Below are 20,364 nucleotides of genomic sequence, written 5' to 3'. Positions count from 1 at the left end.
GAAGGCATGAGCCCGCTCATCGAATTCCGCAATGTCTACAAGATCTACGGCGCCGGCGAGGCCGCGATCCACGCCTTGAACGGCGTCGATTTCTCGATCGAGGCCGGCGAGTTCGTCTCGATCATGGGGCCATCTGGCTCGGGCAAGTCGACGGCGATGAACATTCTCGGCTGGCTCGATCGGCCGACCGACGGTCAGTTCCTGTTCCAGGGCGTCGACACGACGGACCTCCCCTCCTCCAAACTCACGCTTTTGCGCCGTCATCTGCTGGCCTTCGTGTTCCAGCGCTACAATCTGCTGCCGCGCTCCTCGGCAATCGAGAACGTCGAACTGCCGCTGATCTATCGGGGCGTGAAGCGGGCCGAGCGGCGGGAGCGGGCCGAGCAGGCACTGGTCGAGGTCGGTCTCGGCGACCGGCTGCACCAGAGCGCGAACGACCTTTCCGGCGGCCAGCAGCAGCGTGTGGCGATCGCCCGGGCGCTGATCACCCAGCCGACAGTGTTGCTCGCCGACGAACCGACCGGCAGCCTCGATACCAAGACGAGCAACGAGATCATGGAGCTGATCACCGGCCTCAATCGCGATATTGGCCTGACGGTGGTGATCGTGACGCATGAGGAAAACGTCGCCCGCTATGCCAGCCGGCGCATGCAGTTCCTCGATGGCTCGCTGGACCGCGGCTTCAGGCCGGGCCGGCTCGAACGGCAGGAGAACGACCATGTTTCCTGAGATGCTGAAGCTCGCGCTCCGCGCCGTCCGGCGCAACCTGTTCCGTTCCTTCCTCACCGTGCTGGGCATCATCATCGGCGTTTCGGCGGTGATTTCGATGGTGACCATCGGTAGTGGCACCGCCGCCGAGGTCCGCAGCGAGATCGCGCGGCTCGGCAACGACGTGCTGTTCGTGCGGCCGGGCCAGCGCGCGCCAGGGGCGCCGACGGAAGCCGCCAAAGGCTTCACCGATCGCGATATCTCCGCCCTTCGCAACCAGATCCCCGGCCTTGCCGCCGTCGCGCCGCAAAATACCTCCACGACCACCGTCGTCGCCGAGGGCAACAACCGGCGCACCACCATCATCGGCACCAATGACGACTTTCTTGCCGCCCAGGACTGGACTGTCGCCTCCGGCGGTGATTTCACCGGTGGCTCCAACGGCGATAACGACACGACCTGCATCCTTGGCGCCACGGTCAGCGCGACGCTTTTCGGCGACAGCGATCCCGTTGGCAAGAACATCCGGGTCGGCAATGTTTCCTGTGCCGTCATCGGACTTCTCGCCAGGAAGGGCGACAGCGGCATGGGCCGCGATCAGGACGACATCGTGCTGATGCCGATCGCCACCTTCCAGCGTCGCGTCGGCGGCGACAACTATATCGAGAGCATTCTTCTGTCGGCCCGCGACGGCCTCACCACCGATGAGGTGCGCCCGCAGGTCGCCGCCCTTCTGCGCGAGCGCCGCAATATCGAACCCGGACGTGCCGATGATTTCGAGGTCAACGACATGACCGAGATCGCCAATGCCATGGCGGGCACCAAGGGTGTGCTGACAAGCATGCTCGGCGCGGTCGCCGCCGTCAGCCTGCTCGTCGGTGGCATCGGCATCATGAACATCATGCTGGTTTCGGTGACGGAGCGCACTCGCGAGATCGGCCTGCGTCTCACTGTCGGCGCGCTCGAGCGGCAGGTGCTGGCGCAGTTCCTGGTGGAGGCCGTGGTGCTGGCGCTGATCGGCGGGCTTGCCGGCATCGTGCTCGGCCTCGCCGTCGCCTACGCCGCCGTTCAGTATCTCGCCCTGCCCTTCGTCATCGACTACACCGCCATCGGCGCAGCCTTCGGCTTCTCGGCCCTTATAGGCGTCGTCTTCGGTTATTTCCCGGCGCGCCGGGCGGCACGGCTGAACCCGATCGATGCGTTGCGGTACGAGTAGTAGGCGGGGTGAGACAAACTTCAGGGGGCGCTGGCCATTGGGTGGTCCTCTGGCTTCTCACCCCCAATCTCTCCCCCTGAGGGAGAGATGTCGCGAAAGCGACAGAGAGGGGTGAACCCTATCAAAGATACTCAGAGTTCATAAGCTTGCGCTGCGCCCCCTCTACCCCTCGAAGGGGGAGATTGATGGCGCTGCGAATGCCCCTCGACTGCTCTATGCCACAGCGATCTTCGACAGCTTGCTCATGATTACCGCCGCCTGGCCGAGGCGCTTGTCCGGCGTCGGCAGATCGCGGTTGAAATAGATGCTCTGGTCGGGGCGGATCTTTGCTGTCGTCGCGTTTTCGCCGATGAACTGCACCAGCCCCGCAGGGTTGGGGAATTCGCGGTTGCGGAACTGGACGACAACGCCCTTCGGGCCGGCATCGAGTTTTTCGACATTGGCCGTGCGGCACAGAAGCTTGATGAAGACGACCTTCAGCAGCGATTGCACTTCCTCCGGCATCGGACCGAACCGGTCGATCAGCTCGGCGCCGAAGGCATCGATATCGCCGGCATCGGTGAGTTCGCCGAGACGGCGGTAAAGACCCATGCGGAGGTTGAGGTCCGGCACATAGTGTTCCGGGATCATCACCGAGGTGCCAAGCGCGATCTGCGGCGACCAGTCGTTGCTGCCGGCGTCCTCATCACCCTTGGCTTCGGCGACCGCCTCTTCCAGCATCTGCTGGTAAAGCTCGAAGCCGACTTCGCGGATATGACCCGACTGTTCCTCACCGAGCAGATTGCCGGCGCCGCGGATATCGAGGTCATGGCTGGCGAGTTGGAAGCCGGCGCCGAGCGTGTCGAGCGACTGCAGTACCTTGAGCCGCCGGTCCGCCGTATCCGTCAGACGCTTGCCGGCCGGCAGCGTGAACAGCGCGAAGGCGCGAATCTTCGAACGGCCGACGCGGCCTCTGAGCTGGTAGAGCTGTGCAAGGCCGAACATGTCGGCGCGGTGCACGATCAGCGTGTTGGCCGTCGGCACGTCGAGGCCGGATTCGACGATGGTCGTCGACAAGAGCACGTCGTACTGGCCGTCATAGAAGGCGTTCATGATGTCTTCGAGCTCGCCCGCCGCCATCTGCCCGTGGGCGACGGCCACCTTAAGCTCTGGCACTTCGGTCTGCAGGAATTCCTGCACCTCCGAGAGATCGGCAAGCCGCGGGCAGACATAGAAACTCTGGCCGCCGCGATAGTGCTCGCGCATCAGGCTTTCGCGGATCACCAGTGCATCAAAGGGGGAAATGAAGGTGCGCACCGCCATGCGGTCCACCGGCGGCGTGGTGATCAGCGACAGTTCGCGCACGCCCGTCATCGCAAGCTGCAGCGTGCGCGGGATCGGCGTCGCCGAGAGCGTCAGCACATGCACATCGCTCTTCAGTTCCTTCAGCCGCTCCTTGTGGCGCACGCCGAAATGCTGCTCCTCATCGATGATCAGCAGGCCGAGATTGGCGAAACTGATCGAGGTTCCGAGCAGCGCATGCGTGCCGACGACGACATCGACCTTGCCGTCGGCGAGGTCCTTCTTGGTCTGAGCCAGTTCCTTGGCACTCACCAGCCGAGAGGCCTGCGCCACCTTGATCGGCAGGCCACGGAAGCGTTCCACGAAGGTCTTGTAATGCTGGCGCGCCAGAAGTGTGGTCGGGACGACGACGGCGACCTGAACGCCATTCATGGCGGCAAGGAAGGCGGCGCGCAGCGCCACTTCGGTCTTGCCGAAGCCGACATCGCCGCAGATCAGCCGGTCCATCGGACGGCCCATACCGAGATCACCGCGCACCGACTCGATCGCGTTATACTGGTCTTCGGTCTCCTCGTAGGGGAAGCGGGCGGCGAATTCGTCGTAGAGCCCTTCCGTCGCGGTCAGGACCGGCGCGGTGCGGGTCGCCCGCTTGGCGGCGATCGCGATCAGCTCGTCCGCCATGTCGAGCAGCCGCTTCTTCAGACGCGCCTTCTTGGCCTGCCATGCACCGCCACCCAGCCGGTCCAGCGGCACATCTGCCGAATCGGAGCCGTAGCGCGACAGGAGCTCGATGTTTTCGACCGGCAGGAACAGCTTGGCGTCGTCGGCATAGAGGAGTTCAAGGCAGTCGCGCGGGGCGCCTGCGGCCTCGATCGTGCGCAGTCCGATGAACTTGCCGATGCCGTGCTCCGCATGCACCACGAACGATCCCTCGTCGAGACCGGAGACCTCGGAGATGAAATCGCTCGCCTTGCGCCGCCGACGCGTCTTGCGGATCAGCCTGTCGCCCAGAATGTCCTGCTCGCCGATGACGAAGACATCGCCGGTCTCAAACCCGCCCTCGAGATTGAGCACGGCGCTTGCCGCCTCGCCCTTGCCCAGCCTGTCGAGATCGCCGTAAGCCTTCACTGGCTTGATCTTCGAAAGCCCGTGCTCCTTCAGCACCTGCAGCAGCCGATCGAGTGAGCCCTCCGACCAGCCGGTGATCAGCACCTTGCCGCCTTCAGCGCGCTTGTCGGCGATATGCTTCACCGCCTGTTCGAACACGTTGGCGCGCTCGCCATCGCTCATCGCGCGCGCTTGCGCATCCACCGCCCAGCGCGGCCCCGCATGAGCTTCGAGCGCAATCACCGGGCGCCCGACCGCGGAAGCCTCGTTGAAGGGCGACAGGCGGAGGGCGCTACGACTTTCCAGCCCAGCGCCAAAACCATCCGCATCGAGATAGAGCATGGCCGGCGGCACGGGTTTGTAGGGCGCGCCATGGCTACCGCCGCCCGCCATGTTGGCCCGTCTGGCCTCATAGTAATCCGCGATCAGTTCGGCGCGGTCGCTCGCGGCTTCCCGCGCATTCTGGTCGACAACGATGCGAAAGCCGTCGAGGTATTCGAAGATCGTTTCCAGCTGCTCATAAAAGAGCGGCAGCCAGTGTTCCATGCCCGCATAGCGGCGGCCCTCGGAGACGGCCTGGTAGAGCGCGTCGTCGCGGGTCGCCGCGCCGAACATCGACAGGTAGTTCTTGCGGAAGCGGGCGATGTTTTCCTGCGTCAGCGCCACTTCGCTCATGGCGTTGAGTTCAAGCGATTTCAGCGTGCCGACGGTGCGCTGGGTCGCGGCATCGAAGGAACGGATCGTCTCCAGCGTGTCGCCGAAGAAATCGAGCCGCACGCCGTTTTCAGCACCCGGAACGAAGACATCGAGAATGCCGCCGCGCACCGCATATTCGCCGACCTCGCGCACCGTCGGCACGCGCTCGAACCCGGCATCGGAAAGCCGGTGCACGATCGCGTCCATGTCGATGACCTGGCCGGCGCGTGCTGAAAAGCCGAGCGAGGCGACCACGTCTCGGGGTGGCAGCTTCTGCAGCATGGCGTTGACCGTGACGAGCACGATGGCCGGGTGCGGCTTTTTCGCATGCGCCACCAGCCCGGAGAGCGCCGAGAGGCGGCGCGCCTCGGTATCGGCGCCAGGCGAAACACGGTCATAAGGCAGACAGTCCCAGGCCGGCAGCGACAGAACCGGGATATCCGGTGCAACGAAGGACAGCATCTGTTCGAAATCGGCGATCTTCTGTCCGTCCGAGAGAACATAGGCGACAGGCATGCCTGAACGTGCCATCTCGGCCAGCACCAGCGGCTCGGTGCCCGGAACGGCATTGGCAATGGTGACGACGCCTTCGAGGCTGTCGAGCTTTTTGGGATTGAAACCGGCAATCATGTCTTCGTCAGGTCTTGCTTTCAACCGGATCGAAATCCGGACGGTAGGCGCGGATTTCCGCAAATAGCGGCAGGTTCATCCGCTCCGGCGGCACCTCGGCGCCATTGATCCACTTGATCAGGTCATTGTCTTCCTCGGCCATGATGGTCTCGAAGATATCGAGCGTCGCCTCATCGAAATCGGCGATATTGTCCTCGGCAAACTGGCCGAGGATGAGGTCCATCTCGCGGAGGCCGCGATGCCAGGCGCGGAACAGGATCCGGCGGCGGCGGGGGTCGAGATCGGCGCTCGTACGTTTCAGGCCAGTCATTTCCAAAACCTTCTCTGTTGATTGGTCTCTATAGCGGCTTGTTTCCGGCTTGTCAGCCTTGCCAAAGCCTCGCTAGGGGTACATTTCAGAAATATGCGCCCGGCCCTACTCGACCCGCTGTTTGCGCCCGTCACCACGCTCGCCGGTATCGGGCCGAAACTCGCGAAACTCCTCGCCCGTCTTCTGGCGCGCGACGATGACGAAGCACGCGTGATCGATCTTCTGTTTCATACGCCGAATGCACTGATCGACCGGCGTTTGAAGCCCGGCATCGCTCACCTCCCCGAAGGCGCCATCGTCACCGTCGAAGGCCGCGTCGACCGCCACCAGAAGGCACCGCCGCGCTCGAACGCACCGACACGCGTCTATCTCCACGATGACACGGACGAGCTGATGCTGACCTTCTTTCATGCCAAGTCGGACTGGCTGGACCGGGCCTTGCCCGTCGGAGAGGATGTCGTGGTCAGCGGCCGCGCCGAATGGTTCAACGGCAGGCCCTCCATGGTGCATCCGGACTATATCGTGCCGGCCGCCGAATCGCACACCCTGCCCGAGGTCGAGCCGGTCTATCCGATGACCGGCGGGCTTTCAGCGAAGGTCCTGCGCCGCTCGATCGAGAATGCCGAGGCGCGTATTCCTGATTTCCCCGACTGGATCGATGCCGAGATCGTCCGGCGACAGGGTTTCCCGACGCTGAAGGACGCGCTTCTGACGCTCCACAATCCGCGCGACGAGACCGATCTCGATCCGCAGTCACCGGCGCGGCGCAGGCTCGCCTATGACGAATTCCTCGCCGGCCAGCTATCGCTGGCTCTGGTCAGAAGCCGTATGCGCCGCGCCAAGGGCCGACCGGTGCATCCGACAGGCGCTCTCTCAGGCAAGGTTGCCCTGCCCTTTTCACTGACCGCCGGCCAGAACGAGGCGATTGCCGCAATTCTCGCAGACATGGGCAAGGAAACCCGGATGCTGCGCATGCTTCAGGGCGATGTCGGCTCGGGCAAGACCGTGGTCGGCCTGATGGCCATGCTCGCCGTCGTCGAGGATGGCGGGCAGGCAGCACTGATGGCACCCACCGAAATCCTCGCCCGCCAGCATTTCGACGGCATCGCCGCCCTTGCGGAGAGCGCCGGCGTCACCGTCCGGCTCTTGACCGGAAAGACCAAGGCCAAGGATCGCCGCTTGATCGAGGCCGAGATCGCCGATGGTTCGGCGAATATCGTCATCGGCACGCATGCATTGTTTCAGGACAATGTAAACTACCACGACTTGCGGCTTGTCATTGTCGATGAGCAGCATCGTTTCGGCGTCCATCAGCGCCTGAAACTGACGGCAAAGGGTGCTGCCCCTCACCTTCTCGTGATGACGGCGACACCCATTCCGCGCACGCTCGTGCTCGCCGCCTTCGGCGACATGGATGTCTCGAACCTCACGGAGAAGCCGGCTGGCCGCAAGCCGATCCAGACCGTGACGATTCCGCTGGAACGCATCGGCGATGTCGTCGGGCGGCTGCGTGAGGCTCTGACGCAAGGCAAAAAGTCCTATTGGATATGCCCGCTGGTGGAGGAATCCGAGGCCGTCGAGCTGATGTCCGCCGAGGAACGCTTCGAGACGCTGGCAAAGGCGCTCGGGCCCGAACATGTCGGCCTCATCCATGGCCGGATGTCATCCGCAGACAAGGATGCCGCGATGGAGGACTTCAAGGCGGGCCGCACCCGGCTTCTGGTCGCGACCACAGTGGTCGAGGTCGGCGTCGATGTACCGGACGCCACGATCATCGTGATCGAGCATGCCGAGCGGTTTGGGCTTGCCCAGCTTCACCAGTTGCGTGGTCGTGTTGGCCGCGGTGACGAGGCCTCCTCCTGCATCCTGCTCTACAAGGGCCCGCTGTCTGAAACCGGCCGCGCCAGGCTTTCGGTGCTGCGCGAGAGCAATGACGGTTTTCGTATCGCCGAGGAGGACCTGAAGCTCAGAGGCGAAGGCGAACTTCTCGGCACCCGCCAGTCCGGCATCCCCGGCTTCCGCTTCGCCAGCCTCGAGGCCCACGGCGACATTCTCGCACTCGCCCGCAAGGATGCGGCCTATGTTGTGAACAAGGATGCGGAGCTGATGGGCGAGCGCGGTCAGGCGCTCAGAACGCTGCTCTACCTGTTCCGTCGGGATGAGGCGATCCGGTATCTGAATGCGGGTTGAGTGAGGCTCTGGGGGGCTGGCTCCCTCCTCTTCACGGGCGTCATCCTCGGGCTTGACCCGAGGATCTAACCACAGCTCCAAGCGAGCGGCGTCGGCTGCCTCTGACAAAACCTGACGGGAGGCGGCCTGGAGCCTCGGGTCAAGCCCGAGGATGACGCAGAGTGATGTGGCCGGTGTCAACAAACCGCCCCTTGCAGCACCTGTGAATCACCCTTCCCCGTAAAACGCCCGGTGAAACGCCACCTTTCCCGCCGGCACGTCGCCTTCGAAGGGCAGTGCCATGAAGTGATCCGGTGGCGCGCCTTCGAGCGTCAGCGATGGTTCGCAGCGAAAGCCGAAGCGCTGGTAGAACTGCGGCGATCCGAGCACCACGACGCCGCCGGCGCGGTCATCGCGCAGAAGCTCCAGACCGCCGAGCACCAGGGCCGTGCCGATCTCGCGTCGCTGAAAGTCGGGACGGACGGCCAGAGGGCCGAGGCCGAACCAGTCACTCGCGCCATCGGAAATCCCGACCGGGGAAAAGGCAATATGCCCGACCGGCTTGCCGTCCTCTTCAGCCACCAGCGCCAGCGACAGGGCGCCGGCCTTTCGCAGCCGCCGGATGATCGCGGGTTCGCTGCCATCGCTATATGGCATCCCCTGAAAGGCCTTGCGCACCAGCGCATCTACGGCCTTCACATCCTCAAAGCGCTCGCGGCGGATGATCATTCCACGGTCACCGCCTTGGCAAGGTTGCGCGGCTGGTCGGCGTCGGTGCCCATGAACACGGCCGTGTGGTAGGCCAGAAGCTGGATCGGCAGCGAGAACACCATCGGCGCGATGAATTCCGGCATGTCCGGCAGCACGATGGTCTCCATCGTCTTCAGGTCGGAGGCCTTGGCGCCGCTCTCATCGGTGATGAAGATGATGCGGCCATCGCGGGCGGCCACCTCCTGCATGTTGGAAACCGTCTTCTCGAAGAAGCGGTCATGCGGGGCGATGACGATCACCGGCATGTTTTCGTCAATCAGCGCAATCGGCCCATGCTTCAGTTCGCCGGCGGCATAGCCCTCGGCATGAATATAAGTGATCTCCTTGAGCTTCAGCGCGCCTTCCAGCGCCAGCGGATAGCTGGTGCCACGGCCGAGATAGAGCACGTGGTGGAAGCGAGACAGCTCCCGCGCCAACCGTTCGATCTTCGGCTGAACGTCGTGCAGAACCCGGCTCATCAGCCGCGGCACTTCCGAAAGCTGATGCACCATCAGCCGCTCGTCCGCTTCAGAGAGCGTCCCGCGCTCGCGCCCTGCCCTCAGCGCCAGCGAGGCCATCAGCGCCAGCTGGCAGGTGAAGGCCTTGGTCGATGCGACCGAGATTTCAGGGCCGGCGAGGATCGGAAACACCGCGTCGGCCTCACGCGCGATGGTCGAGCCGGTGACATTGACCAGCGCGCCGGTCCGCGCTCCGCTCTCCTTGCAATAACGCAGCGATGCGAGCGTATCGGCGGTTTCACCGGATTGTGAGATAAACAGCGCAAGGTCTTCTTTTGAAACCGGAATTTCGCGATAACGAAATTCGGATGCGACATCGATCTCGACCGGCAGCCGGGCAATGCGTTCGATCCAGTATTTGCCGATCAGGCCGGACAGATAGGCGGTTCCGCAGGCGGCGATCTGCAGACGGGAGACTCGCGAAAAATCGATCCCGTCGCCATCCACAGCCACGCGTTCACTGGCGAAATCGCAATAATGGCCGAGCGTGTGCGAGATCACCTCCGGCTGGTCGAAGATCTCCTTCTCCATGAAGTGGCGGTGATTGCCCTTGTCGATCAGCATCGAGGAAAGCTGCAGCGGCTGGCGGCGGCGCGACACCGGATTGCCGGCGAAGTCGCAGAACTCGACGCCGTCACGGTCGACGATCGCCATGTCGCCGTCCTCAAGATAGGAAATGCCGTGGGCGAATGGGGCAAGCGCGATGGCGTCGGAGCCGACGAACATCTCGCCGTCGCCGTAGCCGACCGCAAGCGGCGGACCGAAGCGGGCGACATAGAGCGTGTCCGGCCGGTCCTCGAACAGGATCACCAGCGCGAATGCGCCGGTGACGCGGGCAAGCATTGCCAGCACCGCCTCGCGCGGCGCCATGCCGGCACAGCGATAATGGTCGAGCATTCGCGCCACCACTTCGGTGTCGGTGTCGGAGGTAAAGGCCGCGCCGGCAGCAATCAGCTCGGCCTTCAACTCTGCGAAATTCTCGATGATGCCGTTGTGGACGACAGCGACCGAGCCTGCGATATGCGGATGCGCATTCGCCTCATTGGGGACGCCGTGGGTCGCCCAGCGGGTGTGAGCGATACCGGTGACGCCATCCACCGGGCTTTCGGCGACGACGGCACGGAGGTTCTCGAGCTTGCCGGGCGCCCTGCGGCGGGCGATCCGCCCGTCCTCGATCACGGCGATGCCGGCGGAATCATAGCCGCGATATTCCAGCCGCTTCAGCGCCTCCACCATGCGTTCAGAAACCGGCGCGTTGCCGACGATGCCTACAATGCCGCACATGGGCTTCTCCCTATTTCTGGCCAGCGGCCTTGTTTGCGGCCTTGAGCGCCAGCGCCCGTTCACGAATGGCTTCCGCCCTGCCCTCCTTCACCGTCTGCCGTGCGCGGCCAAGCGCCAGCGCATTGTCCGGCACATCATCGGTAATCACGCTGCCCGATCCGACATAGCTCTTCGCACCGATGGTGACCGGAGCAACGAGCGCGGAATTGGAGCCGATGAAAGAGTCCTCGCCAATGATCGTCTTCGCCTTGTTGGCGCCGTCGTAATTACAGGTGATGGTGCCGGCGCCGATATTGGTGCGGGCGCCGACCTCGGCATCGCCGATATAGGTCAGATGGTTCACCTTGGCGCCCTTGCCGATGTCGCCGTTCTTCACCTCGCAGAAATTGCCGACCTTGGCATCCTCATGCAGCACCGCACCCGGTCGCAGCCGTGCATAGGGGCCGATCTGGCTGCCAGCCTCGACGGTCGCGCCCTCGATATGGCTGAAGGCGTGGATGGTGACATCGCCGGCAATTGTGACGCCGGGACCGAACCAGACGTTCGGCTCTACCAGCGTATCGGGACCGATCTCGGTATCGTAGGAAAAGAACACCGTTTCCGGCGCAATCAGCGTGACCCCGGAAAGCATCATCTCGCGACGGCGTCGGGTTTGCCAGATGCGCTCCAGCTCGGCGAGTTCGGCGCGGTTGTTGCAGCCGGCGACTTCGTCAAGCTCGGCCATGACGACACCGGCGCTGCCGCCTGCGGCCAGCGCCACCTCAACCACGTCGGTCAGATAATATTCGCCCTTGGCATTGCCGTTGCCGATCGTGGTGAGCAGGTCCAGCGCGCGGCGGCCGTTGATCGCCATCAGGCCGCTGTTGCAGAGCGTGACCTTGCGTTCCTCGTCGCTCGCATCCTTCTCCTCGCGGATTGCCTGGAGATTGCCGTCGCGGACGAGCAGCCGGCCATAGCCGGTCGGCCGGTCGGTTTCGAAGCCGATGACAACGACATCGTGACCGGCGGCAAGCCCCTCACGCGCCCGCGCCAGCGTTTCGGCGGTGACAAGCGGCGTATCGCCATAGGTCACCAGCAGATCGTTGTAACCGGCGGCAATCGCCTCGCGGGCTGCGAGCACGGCATGGGCCGTGCCGAGTCTCTCCGTCTGTTCGAACGTGGAAAGCGAAACGCCCGGCAGCGCGCAGGCCTTCGCCACCGCCTCGCCGTCGCGACCGACGACCAGGGCCACTGCGTCGACGCCGGAGCGCGAAACGGTGTCGACAACATGGGCGGGCATGGCCCGGCCGGCCACCTCATGCAGCATTTTGGTGCGGGCAGATTTCATCCGGGTGCCGTCGCCGGCCGCGAGAATGATGGCAAGGGCGGTACGGGTGGGTGTCATGGGGCCTCCAACGCGATTCTGGCTTTCCGCTTTTAGCCCAATCGTGAACGAGACCTCTTCAAATTTTATGAATGGATTTTCACCAGCTCAGGCCACATGACCAGCAAACGAAAAAGGCGCCCCGAGGGACGCCTTTTCCTGCCAATTGCGATGTCGTTATTCCGACTTCGGGATCGTGCCTTCGACGCCCTCGACGAGGACATCCAGGCCGAGCAGCGTACCATCGTCGGCTTCCTCGCCTTCGGCGAGCCACGGCGTGCCGTCCTGCAGGTTGACCGGGCCGGTAAACGGCTTCAGCTCACCGGATTTGATTTTCGCTTCAGTCTCTTCGGCGAGTTTCTTCACGTCATCCGGCATGTTGGTGTAGGGCGCCATCGTCAGAATGCCGTCAACAAGGCCATCCCAGCTCTGTTCCGAGGTCCAGGTGCCATCCTGCAGCGCCTTGACGCGCTTGATGTAGTACGGGCCCCAGGTATCCATGATCGCCGTCAGCTGCGTATCCGGGCCGGCCTCGATCATGTCGGATGCCTGGCCGAAGGCCTTGATGCCGCGTTCGGCTGCAATCTGCATCGGCGCGGTGGTGTCGGTATGCTGTGCCAGAACATCGACGCCCTGGTCGATGAGCGCCTTGGCGGCATCGGCTTCGCGGCCCGGATCGAACCAGGTGTTGGCCCAGATCAGCTTGGTCTTGAAGTCCGGATTGACCGATTTTGCACCGAGTTCGAAGGCATCAACGCCCATGATCACTTCCGGGATCGGGAACGAGCCGATGTAGCCACCGATGCCGCTTTCGGAGATCGAACCGGCGATCACGCCGGAGATGTAGCGGCCTTCATAGAAGCGCGAATTGTAGGTCGCGACATTGTCGGCGGTCTTGTAGCCGGTGGCGTGCTCGAACTTCACGTCCGGATACTTGGCGGCGACCTTCAGCGTCGGCTCCATGAAACCGAAGGAGGTCGTGAACACGATCGAGCAGCCGGAACGGGCCATGCGCTCGATGGCCCGCTCGGCATCCGGGCCTTCCGGCACGTTCTCGATGTAGGCGGTCTCGACGCCGGTTTCCTCTTCGAGCTGCTGGCGGGCCTTGTCGTGAGCCTCGGTCCAGCCGCCGTCGGTCGTCGAACCGACATAGATGAAGCAGGCCTTGAGGTCATCGGCAGCACTGGCGCCGGTAGCGGCAAGACCGGCGATGATGGCTGCGGAGGCAGCGAGGGCAATATTCAGGGATTTCATCGTTCACCTCTTTCGGTTTGAAAGTTTCAGAATGGCATGCCTAGCGGTCCGGCACAAAGGGTTTGCCGAGCGCCGCAGGCGTGTTGATGAGGGTCATTCTCCGGTTTCTGGAGATGATAACCAGAACTATGACGGTGACCACGTAGGGCAGCGCCGACAGGAACTGCGCCGGGATCGCGATCCCGAAAGCCTGGGCATGAAGCTGGCCGATCGTGACCGCGCCGAACAGATAGCCGCCGATCAGCACGCCCCATGGTCGCCAGGAGGCAAATACGACCAGCGCCAGAGCAATCCAGCCGCGCCCGGCCGCCATGTTTTCGGACCATTGCGGGGTGTAGACCAGCGACAGCTGTGCGCCGGCAAGCCCGGCGCAGGCTCCACCGAACATCACGGCGAGATAGCGGATGCCGATGACGTTGATGCCGAGCGCATGGGCGGAGGCGTGGTTGTCGCCGACCGAGCGCAGCACGAGGCCGCCGCGAGTCTTGAAAAGAAACCACGCCGTACCCGCCACAAGGGCGATCGACAGATAAAAGAAAAAGTCCTGGTCGAACAGCAGCGGGCCGATGACCGGAATATCGGAGAGAAGCGGGATATCGAGCGAGGGCATCTTGATGCCGCCCTTGCCGACATAACCCTCGCCGATCATCGCCGAGAGCCCCTGCCCCAGTATGGTGAGCGCAAGCCCGGTTGCGACCTGATTGGCGACCAGCGTCAGCGTCAGAAATCCGAACAGCAGCGAGAAGACCATACCGGTCAGCAGCCCCCCGATTATGCCGATATAGGGTGAGCCGGTCAGCTGTGCGGTGATGAAGGCACCGACGGCGCCCATCACCATCATGCCCTCGACGCCGAGGTTGAGAACGCCGGCACGCTCGCAGACGAGCTCACCGATGGCGGCGAGCACCAGCGGGGTCGATGCGGTGATGACAGTGAGAAGAATGGCCTCGACGATCATGACGCCTTCTCCTCGGCATGGCGGCCGCTGAAGATGAGGCGGACCTTGTACAAAATGAGCGTATCGCAGGAGAGCACGAAGAACAGCAGCATGCCCTGGAAGACGCGGGTGACCTTGTCGGAAACGCCGAGCACGAACTGCACGTTCTCACCGCCGATATAGGTCAGCGCCAGAACCAGACCCGAGACGATCACGCCGAGCGGGTTCAGACGGCCGAGAAAGGCGACGATGATGGCGGTGAAACCGTAACCGGGCGAAATCGACGGCTGCAGATAGCCGATCGCGCCGGAAACCTCGCTGATGCCGGCAAGCCCTGCGAGGCCGCCCGACAGCAGGAAGCAGAACCACACCATCCGCCGCGAGGAAAAGCCGGCAAACCGCCCCGCCCGCTGTGACTGACCGATGACGTTCACCTCGAAGCCCTTCAGCGTGAACCGCATCATGAACCACACGGCAAGGGCCGCCAGCATGGCGAGCAGGAAGCCGTAATGGGCGCGCCCCGAAGACAGCATTGCCGGCAGCACCGCCGAATCCACGAATTCACGCGTCTGAGGAAAGTTGAAGCCTTCCGGATTGCGCCATGGACCGCGCACCAGCCAGTCGAGGAAGAGCTGCGCCGCATAGACCAGCATCAGCGACGTCAGGATTTCATTGGTGTTGAAATAGTTCTTCAGGAGCGCCGGGATGCCGGCGTAAAGCGCGCCGCCAATCGCGCCCATCACCAGCATGATCGGCAGCAGCAGCGGCGATTCCCACTGATAGAAATAGACCGGAACGATCGAGCCGATAATGGCGCCAACCGTGAACTGCCCCTCGGCGCCGATGTTCCAGATGTTGGACCGGTAGCACACCGTCAGGCCGACGGCGATCATGATCAGCGGCGCGGCCTTGATCATCAACTCGTTCAGCGACCATATGTCGGTGAGCGGCTGGATGAAGAAGCCGTAGAGCGCCTCGACCGGATCCTTGCCGATCAGCGCGAACATGATGGCACCGGCAATCACCGTCAGCACGAAGGCGATCACCGGCGAGGCAAGCGCGAAAACCGCCGAGCGATCGGGCCGTTTTTCGAGTTCAATGCGCATCGGCAGTCTCCGGGCTCACGTTCTCGCCGTGGATGCCACCCATCAGCAGGCCGATGCGTTCGCGCGTCATGGTCTCGGCGGGGTGGCTGTCGGAGAGCTTCCCCTCGGAGATGACGGCGATGCGCGTGGCGATTTCGAAGATTTCGTCCAGGTCCTGGCTGATGACGAGCACGGCCGAACCGGCCTTGGCCAGATCGACCAGCGACTGGCGGATGTGGGCGGCAGCGCCTGCATCGACACCCCAGGTCGGCTGGTTGACGATGATGACCTTCGGCTTGCGATCGAGCTCGCGCCCGACGATGAATTTCTGGAGGTTGCCGCCCGAAAGCGAGCCTGCGGCCGGATTGTCGCCGCTCTTGCGCACATCCATCGCACCGGAGATGAGGCCGGTGCGCGTCCTGGCCACGGCCCGGCGGATGATTCTCAGCGGTCCGCCCGCCAGAAAGGTCTCAGACTCGGCTTCATTGCGGGCGAGAATGAGGTTTTCGGAGAGCGGCAGGCCCGTGACGGCGGCGTGGCCGTGGCGCTCTTCCGGCACGAAGGCGGCGCCAAGCTTGCGGCGGAAATTGATCCCCTTCGCGCCGACCGGCTGTCCGTCAACTTGAACCGTGATGTTTTCATCCACCGGAAACTCGCCGGAAAGCGCGTCGAAGAGTTCCGTCTGGCCATTGCCCGCAACGCCTGCGATGGCGAGGACTTCGCCGGCGCGAACCTGCAGGTAAATATCCTTCAATGCCGTGGCGAATGGGGTTCGCGCCGGGGCGTTCAAGCCTTTCGCCTCAAGCAGCACCTTGCCGGTCTTGCCGGCCTCTGGCCGCTTGATCTCTGAGACGTCGCCGCCGACCATCATCCGTGCCAGCGATGCCGCGGTCTCCTGGCTCGGGTCGCAGGCACCCGTGACCTTGCCGTGACGCAGCACCGTCGCCTTGTCGCAGATCCGCTGCACTTCTTCCAGCCGGTGCGAGATATAGAGGACCGAGCGGCCTTCGGCCCGCAGCTTGTTCAGCGTTTCGAACAGCCGGTCCGCCTCCTGCGGCGTCAGCACCGAGGTCGGCTCGTCGAGGATGATGAGCTTCGGGTTCTGCAGAAGCGCCCGGACGATCTCGATGCGCTGCCGCTCGCCGACCGAAAGATCGGCCACGTGCGCGCGCGGATCGAGCGGCAGACCGTATTCGACGGAAAGCCGCCGGGCTTCCTCGGCAATCTGCGAAAGCGAGATGCCGGGTTCGAGCGAGAGAGCGATGTTTTCGGCGACCGTCAGCGCCTCGAACAGGGAGAAATGCTGGAACACCATGCCGATGCCGAGCCGGCGCGCGTGAGCTGGCGCCTCGATGGTGACCGGTGTTCCGTCCCAGATGATCTGTCCGGCGGAGGGTTCCAGCACGCCGAACAGCATTTTCACCAATGTCGACTTGCCGGCGCCGTTCTCGCCGAGCAGAGCATGAATCTCGCCCTTGGCAATCTTCAGGTCTATGCCATCGCAGGCCGCGAAGCTGCCGAAATATTTCGTCAGCCCCTCGACGGAAAGCAGCGTGCCGGACGCCGGCATTTCTGATGTGTTCACCCCGTCCTCCGGACCACACTCATGCCATTGCGCCGCAGCTTTTCCCGACGGCGCACTGTCGGAAATGGATATGACTAAAAATTAGGTTGCCCCCTTTTGTGCGTATAAATGAAGCATAATCAGAGGAGAGAGCGCAATCATTTTTGCTTGTTTGCCAACCGCTTTCTGCATCAGACCCACATTCGCGCGAGCCAGGCTCACAATTCCGCGCGGCTTGCGGCGCTGCGTGCACCGAGTTTCGGGAAGAACTGCAGCACCCCGCCGACCACATAAAGATAGATGCCGCTCGCAACGAACAGAATTTCGACCAGTGGCGGCGCCTTGAACGAGACCAGCAGGGCGTAGAGACCGGTCGCGCACCACAGGAAGAACATCGCCAGATTGAGCGGGCGCAGCCGCTTGACCCTGACAGGATGCAGGAAGTTGATCGGCAGGAAGGTGAGCACCACCGAGACGATGACGATCGCCATGGCCACCAGCGAACTCGGCTCGATGACGAAGAAGGAAAACACCACCATGTTCCAGACCACCGGAAAGCCTGAGAAGAAATTCTCATCGGTCTTCATGCCGCTGTCTGCATAATAGATGGCGCTCGACACGACGATGAGGGCGGCCGCGAGAAACGACAGCGGCTCTCCGATCATGTGCGACTGGTAGAGCGCGAAGGCCGGCAACAGCACGTAGGTGACGTAGTCGATGATGTTGTCGAGCATGACGCCGGACCAGCTCGGCAGCACCTCGCTGACCCGAAGACGCCGGGCGATCGGTCCGTCGATACCGTCGACGAGCAGTGCAAGCCCCAGCCACCAGAACATCGAAACGAATCGCCCCTCTGCCGCGGCGACGACGCCGAGAAAAGCGAGGAACGAGCCCGAGGCGGTGAGAATGTGAACGGAAAACGCCCGAATTTCCGCGTAAGGGACTTTCCGTTGGCTCAATAAACCCATTCGAATTCCGTCTTTCCTGGCTGCATTGCCGTCGCTGGCTGCAATCGTGAGGGCCACAATGCACCAGAAGCCCGGCCTCCGTACAAGAAAATATGGCCTTTCCAGCATTTTTCACGGGCTGCCGGAATTTTTTCATGGGGCATGGCCGGGTCCGCGCGTTATATGAACGTCAGCATTGCAGGAGGTCTGAAACATGTCCGAGTACGAAATCGCCGTCATTGGCGGAGGCCCCGCCGGAATGATCACTGCACTCGCCTCAGCACGGGCGGGTCGGCAGGTGGCGCTGGTGGCGCCGGAACCGGGTGGGCATGACCACCGCACCACGGCGCTGATGGATCACTCGATCGCCTTCCTCAATCGCCTCGGCCTCTGGCAGGCGATCCGCCCGCATGCGGCGCCGCTGCGGACAATGCGGATCATCGACGGAACCGACCGGCTGATTCGGGCGCCGACCGTCAGCTTCCGCGCCGCCGAGATCGAACTTGATGCGTTCGGCTACAACATTCCGAACGCCCTCCTCGTCGAACACCTCGCAGCCGCGATTACAAGCGAGCCCAACATCACCCACTTCGCCGAACCGGCCAAGGCCGTCGAAACCGGGCGCAATGCCTTCGATGTGACGCTCTCCTCCGGCGAGCGTTTCACCGCCGCGCTTGCCGTCGGGGCAGATGGCCGCCGCTCGATGGTGCGCGAAAGCGCCGGCATTTCGGTCCGGAGCTGGACCTACAAGCAGGCAGCACTGGTCCTCAATTTCCAGCATGCGCTGCCGCATGACGATATATCGACCGAATTTCACACGCACGGCGGCCCCTTCACCCAGGTGCCGCTGCCGGATCCCAACCGCTCAAGCCTCGTCTGGGTCCAGGGTGCGGGCGAAGCCGAGGCGATGGCCAAGCTCGATGCCCCTGCCCTCGCCCGCGCGGTCGAGGCCCGCATGCAATCGCTGCTCGGCGCCGTTACCGTCGAAGAACCGGTGCAGCGCTGGCCGCTGTCATCGCAGGTCGCCAATCAGTTCGGTCGGGGACGTGTCGTGCTTGTTGGCGAGGCGGCCCACGCCTTCCCGCCGATCGGCGCGCAGGGGCTGAACCTCAGCCTGCGCGATATCATGCGGCTCGCGCGGCTGCTCGATGGCATTGACGGGTCGAAGATTTCCGGCCGCACCGGCGACCGCTACGATTTCCTGCGCAAGTCGGATGTCTGGAGCCGCACGGCAAGCGTCGATCTCCTCAACCGCTCGCTTCTTGCCGATTTCATCCCGGCGCAGATTGCCCGGGCCGCCGGCCTTCACATGCTCGCCTCCCTGCCCCCGCTCAGGCAGTTTGCGATGCGTGAGGGTGTGCAGCCGCTGCGCGGACTGAAGGCGCTGTTCACGGACTGACGGCGTAGATTCAATAGGTTAGAGCGTCCTTTGTGCATCCGAATGGATGCACGGCGCTCTAGCCGATGCGCGAGAGTACCGGGAAGGTCTGCTGGAACCAGATCGCCATGTCGGCGATGAAGCCGAACAGGAAGGCAAGGCCGGTCAGGATCAAAAGCACGCCCATGATCTTCTCGACCATGCCGAGGTGACGCTTGAAGCGCGCGAGGAAGCGGGTGAAGGCACCCGAGAACAACGCGGCGATCCAGAACGGCACGGCAAGGCCGAGCGAATAGATGGCGAGCAGCACCGCGCCGCTTTCGACCGTGTCGCGGGTCGCGGCGACGGCGAGGATCGCACCGAGAACCGGCCCGATGCACGGTGTCCAGCCAAAGGCGAAGGCAAGGCCCATGACATAGGCACCGCTTGCGCTGGCCGGCTTTCCGGCGCCCTGGAACCGGGCTTCGCGCGACAGGAAGGGGATCTTCAGGACGCCGAGAAAGTTCAGGCCCATAGCGATGATCACCAGGCCACCGATCTTGGCGAGGATGTCCATATATTGCCGGAGCAACTGTCCGATGGATGAGGCGCCGGCGCCGAGCGCGATGAACACCGTGGCAAAGCCGAGCGTGAAGAACAGCGCCGGCAGCAGCACAGCCACCGCCCTCGGCGCCTTCGCCTCGGCATCACCGCGAAACTCGTCGATCGAAATGCCTGCCATATAGCAGAGATAGGGCGGGACGAGCGGCAGCACGCAGGGCGACAGGAAGGAAAGCGCGCCCGCAAAAAGCGCGGTCAGAAACGAGATATCACCAAACGACAACGGCTATTCCTTCCGGCCCTTCAACACACTTGCGCGGGACTTCGACATGGCCCGGGCTTTGGGCAGGCGGACCCGGCCTCAGGCCGTGCGCTCCATCCTCCTGCTTCGCCGCGTGTCATAAACCACGCCGCCCGCCGATGCCAATCACCTTTCCGCGCGCCAGAACCCGCCAAAATGTCATTGCGGCGCACATATTCCGGGTTGACCTTCAGAAAGACCCTGCCTATGTTCCGCCCACTTTCCGCCGGGCCCGCCCGGCCTGGGAGCGCGTAGCTCAGCCGGTAGAGCAACTGACTTTTAATCAGTAGGTCCAGGGTTCGAACCCCTGCGCGCTCACCACGTTT

Annotated in this window: 15 protein-coding genes and 1 tRNA gene; 5 read left to right on the top strand and 11 right to left on the bottom strand. The window is 63.5% G+C overall.

From position 1 onward, the window contains the following. The first annotated feature begins 6 nt into the window (after positions 1–6). Both TM49_RS16345 and TM49_RS16340 read left to right on the top strand, forming a co-directional pair. A complete protein-coding gene (locus tag TM49_RS16345) occupies positions 7–729 on the top strand; it encodes an ABC transporter ATP-binding protein (protein ID WP_045682844.1) in 723 nt (240 codons plus the stop codon). Continuing rightward, entirely contained in the window at positions 719–1,924 is a 1,206-nt protein-coding gene (locus tag TM49_RS16340) for an ABC transporter permease (RefSeq protein WP_045682842.1), read from the top strand. Before TM49_RS16345 ends, TM49_RS16340 begins: the two co-directional genes overlap by 11 nt. A 213-nt stretch (positions 1,925–2,137) precedes the next feature. Here TM49_RS16340 and mfd read toward each other — a convergent pair whose 3' ends face one another. Next, positions 2,138–5,638: a transcription-repair coupling factor gene (mfd, locus tag TM49_RS16335; protein ID WP_045682841.1), complete on the bottom strand. Its 3,501-nt coding sequence runs from the start codon at positions 5,636–5,638 to the stop codon at positions 2,138–2,140. A 7-nt stretch (positions 5,639–5,645) separates the two neighbouring features. Next, on the bottom strand, positions 5,646–5,948 hold the full coding sequence (locus tag TM49_RS16330; protein ID WP_045682839.1) for an FAD assembly factor SdhE: 303 nt from the start codon (positions 5,946–5,948) through the stop codon (positions 5,646–5,648). A gap of 93 nt (positions 5,949–6,041) precedes the next feature. On the opposite strand from TM49_RS16330, the gene recG reads away from it, so the two are divergent. Then, complete coding sequence (gene recG / locus TM49_RS16325; RefSeq protein WP_045682838.1) at positions 6,042–8,138, top strand: ATP-dependent DNA helicase RecG; 2,097 nt, start codon at positions 6,042–6,044, stop codon at positions 8,136–8,138. Between the two features lie 207 nt (positions 8,139–8,345). On the opposite strand, the gene TM49_RS16320 is transcribed toward recG, so the two are convergent. From TM49_RS16320 to pcsA, 8 genes are all read right to left on the bottom strand, one after another. Further along, positions 8,346–8,846 (bottom strand): GNAT family N-acetyltransferase, encoded by a 501-nt coding sequence (locus tag TM49_RS16320; RefSeq protein WP_045682836.1) that lies wholly within the window; start codon positions 8,844–8,846, stop codon positions 8,346–8,348. Next, complete coding sequence (gene glmS, locus TM49_RS16315) at positions 8,843–10,669, bottom strand: glutamine--fructose-6-phosphate transaminase (isomerizing) (protein ID WP_045682835.1); 1,827 nt, start codon at positions 10,667–10,669, stop codon at positions 8,843–8,845. The genes TM49_RS16320 and glmS overlap by 4 nt, the downstream gene beginning before the upstream one ends. 10 nt (positions 10,670–10,679) lie before the next feature. After that, the gene (gene glmU, locus TM49_RS16310) at positions 10,680–12,053 is read right to left on the bottom strand and encodes a bifunctional UDP-N-acetylglucosamine diphosphorylase/glucosamine-1-phosphate N-acetyltransferase GlmU (protein WP_045682833.1); all 1,374 of its coding nucleotides are present in this window, start codon (positions 12,051–12,053) and stop codon (positions 10,680–10,682) included. Between the two features lie 156 nt (positions 12,054–12,209). Continuing rightward, the gene (locus TM49_RS16305) at positions 12,210–13,286 is read right to left on the bottom strand and encodes a BMP family ABC transporter substrate-binding protein (protein WP_045682831.1); all 1,077 of its coding nucleotides are present in this window, start codon (positions 13,284–13,286) and stop codon (positions 12,210–12,212) included. Between the two features lie 40 nt (positions 13,287–13,326). Further along, complete coding sequence (locus TM49_RS16300) at positions 13,327–14,244, bottom strand: ABC transporter permease (protein WP_045682830.1); 918 nt, start codon at positions 14,242–14,244, stop codon at positions 13,327–13,329. Next, positions 14,241–15,329 carry an ABC transporter permease gene (locus TM49_RS16295; protein WP_045682828.1) on the bottom strand — a complete coding sequence of 363 codons (1,089 nt, stop codon included), beginning with the start codon at positions 15,327–15,329 and terminating at the stop codon, positions 14,241–14,243. The genes TM49_RS16300 and TM49_RS16295 overlap by 4 nt, the downstream gene beginning before the upstream one ends. Continuing rightward, entirely contained in the window at positions 15,319–16,878 is a 1,560-nt protein-coding gene (locus tag TM49_RS16290) for an ABC transporter ATP-binding protein (protein ID WP_045682826.1), read from the bottom strand. The genes TM49_RS16295 and TM49_RS16290 overlap by 11 nt, the downstream gene beginning before the upstream one ends. 212 nt (positions 16,879–17,090) lie before the next feature. Continuing rightward, complete coding sequence (gene pcsA / locus TM49_RS16285; protein WP_045682824.1) at positions 17,091–17,840, bottom strand: phosphatidylcholine synthase; 750 nt, start codon at positions 17,838–17,840, stop codon at positions 17,091–17,093. 193 nt (positions 17,841–18,033) lie between these two features. Here pcsA and TM49_RS16280 point away from each other — a divergent pair, with 193 nt between their 5' ends. After that, positions 18,034–19,218, top strand: a complete 1,185-nt coding sequence (locus TM49_RS16280; protein ID WP_045682822.1) for a UbiH/UbiF family hydroxylase — start codon at positions 18,034–18,036, stop codon at positions 19,216–19,218. Between the two features lie 58 nt (positions 19,219–19,276). On the opposite strand, the gene TM49_RS16275 is transcribed toward TM49_RS16280, so the two are convergent. Then, entirely contained in the window at positions 19,277–20,020 is a 744-nt protein-coding gene (locus TM49_RS16275; RefSeq protein ID WP_045682820.1) for a cytochrome c biogenesis CcdA family protein, read from the bottom strand. Between the two features lie 263 nt (positions 20,021–20,283). On the opposite strand from TM49_RS16275, the gene TM49_RS16270 reads away from it, so the two are divergent. Next, positions 20,284–20,359: transfer RNA gene (locus TM49_RS16270), tRNA-Lys, on the top strand. The last annotated feature ends 5 nt before the right edge of the window (positions 20,360–20,364 follow it).

Source organism: Martelella endophytica (assembly GCF_000960975.1).
GTDB classification, from domain to species: Bacteria; Pseudomonadota; Alphaproteobacteria; order Rhizobiales; family Rhizobiaceae; genus Martelella; species Martelella endophytica.
Note: the sequence above shows the minus strand (reverse complement) of the source record. Positions and strands in the feature narration are given on the sequence as shown.

What these genes read in the sequence shown, in the direction of transcription:
- TM49_RS16345 (WP_045682844.1), top strand. Translation starts at nt 7, where the DNA reads ATGAGCCCGCTCATCGAATTCCGCAATGTCTACAAGATCTACGGCGCC.
- TM49_RS16340 (WP_045682842.1), top strand. Translation starts at nt 719, where the DNA reads ATGTTTCCTGAGATGCTGAAGCTCGCGCTCCGCGCCGTCCGGCGCAAC.
- mfd (WP_045682841.1), bottom strand. Translation starts at nt 5,638, where the DNA reads ATGATTGCCGGTTTCAATCCCAAAAAGCTCGACAGCCTCGAAGGCGTC.
- TM49_RS16330 (WP_045682839.1), bottom strand. Translation starts at nt 5,948, where the DNA reads ATGACTGGCCTGAAACGTACGAGCGCCGATCTCGACCCCCGCCGCCGC.
- recG (WP_045682838.1), top strand. Translation starts at nt 6,042, where the DNA reads ATGCGCCCGGCCCTACTCGACCCGCTGTTTGCGCCCGTCACCACGCTC.
- TM49_RS16320 (WP_045682836.1), bottom strand. Translation starts at nt 8,846, where the DNA reads ATGATCATCCGCCGCGAGCGCTTTGAGGATGTGAAGGCCGTAGATGCG.
- glmS (WP_045682835.1), bottom strand. Translation starts at nt 10,669, where the DNA reads ATGTGCGGCATTGTAGGCATCGTCGGCAACGCGCCGGTTTCTGAACGC.
- glmU (WP_045682833.1), bottom strand. Translation starts at nt 12,053, where the DNA reads ATGACACCCACCCGTACCGCCCTTGCCATCATTCTCGCGGCCGGCGAC.
- TM49_RS16305 (WP_045682831.1), bottom strand. Translation starts at nt 13,286, where the DNA reads ATGAAATCCCTGAATATTGCCCTCGCTGCCTCCGCAGCCATCATCGCC.
- TM49_RS16300 (WP_045682830.1), bottom strand. Translation starts at nt 14,244, where the DNA reads ATGATCGTCGAGGCCATTCTTCTCACTGTCATCACCGCATCGACCCCG.
- TM49_RS16295 (WP_045682828.1), bottom strand. Translation starts at nt 15,329, where the DNA reads ATGCGCATTGAACTCGAAAAACGGCCCGATCGCTCGGCGGTTTTCGCG.
- TM49_RS16290 (WP_045682826.1), bottom strand. Translation starts at nt 16,878, where the DNA reads ATGCCGGCGTCCGGCACGCTGCTTTCCGTCGAGGGGCTGACGAAATAT.
- pcsA (WP_045682824.1), bottom strand. Translation starts at nt 17,840, where the DNA reads ATGGGTTTATTGAGCCAACGGAAAGTCCCTTACGCGGAAATTCGGGCG.
- TM49_RS16280 (WP_045682822.1), top strand. Translation starts at nt 18,034, where the DNA reads ATGTCCGAGTACGAAATCGCCGTCATTGGCGGAGGCCCCGCCGGAATG.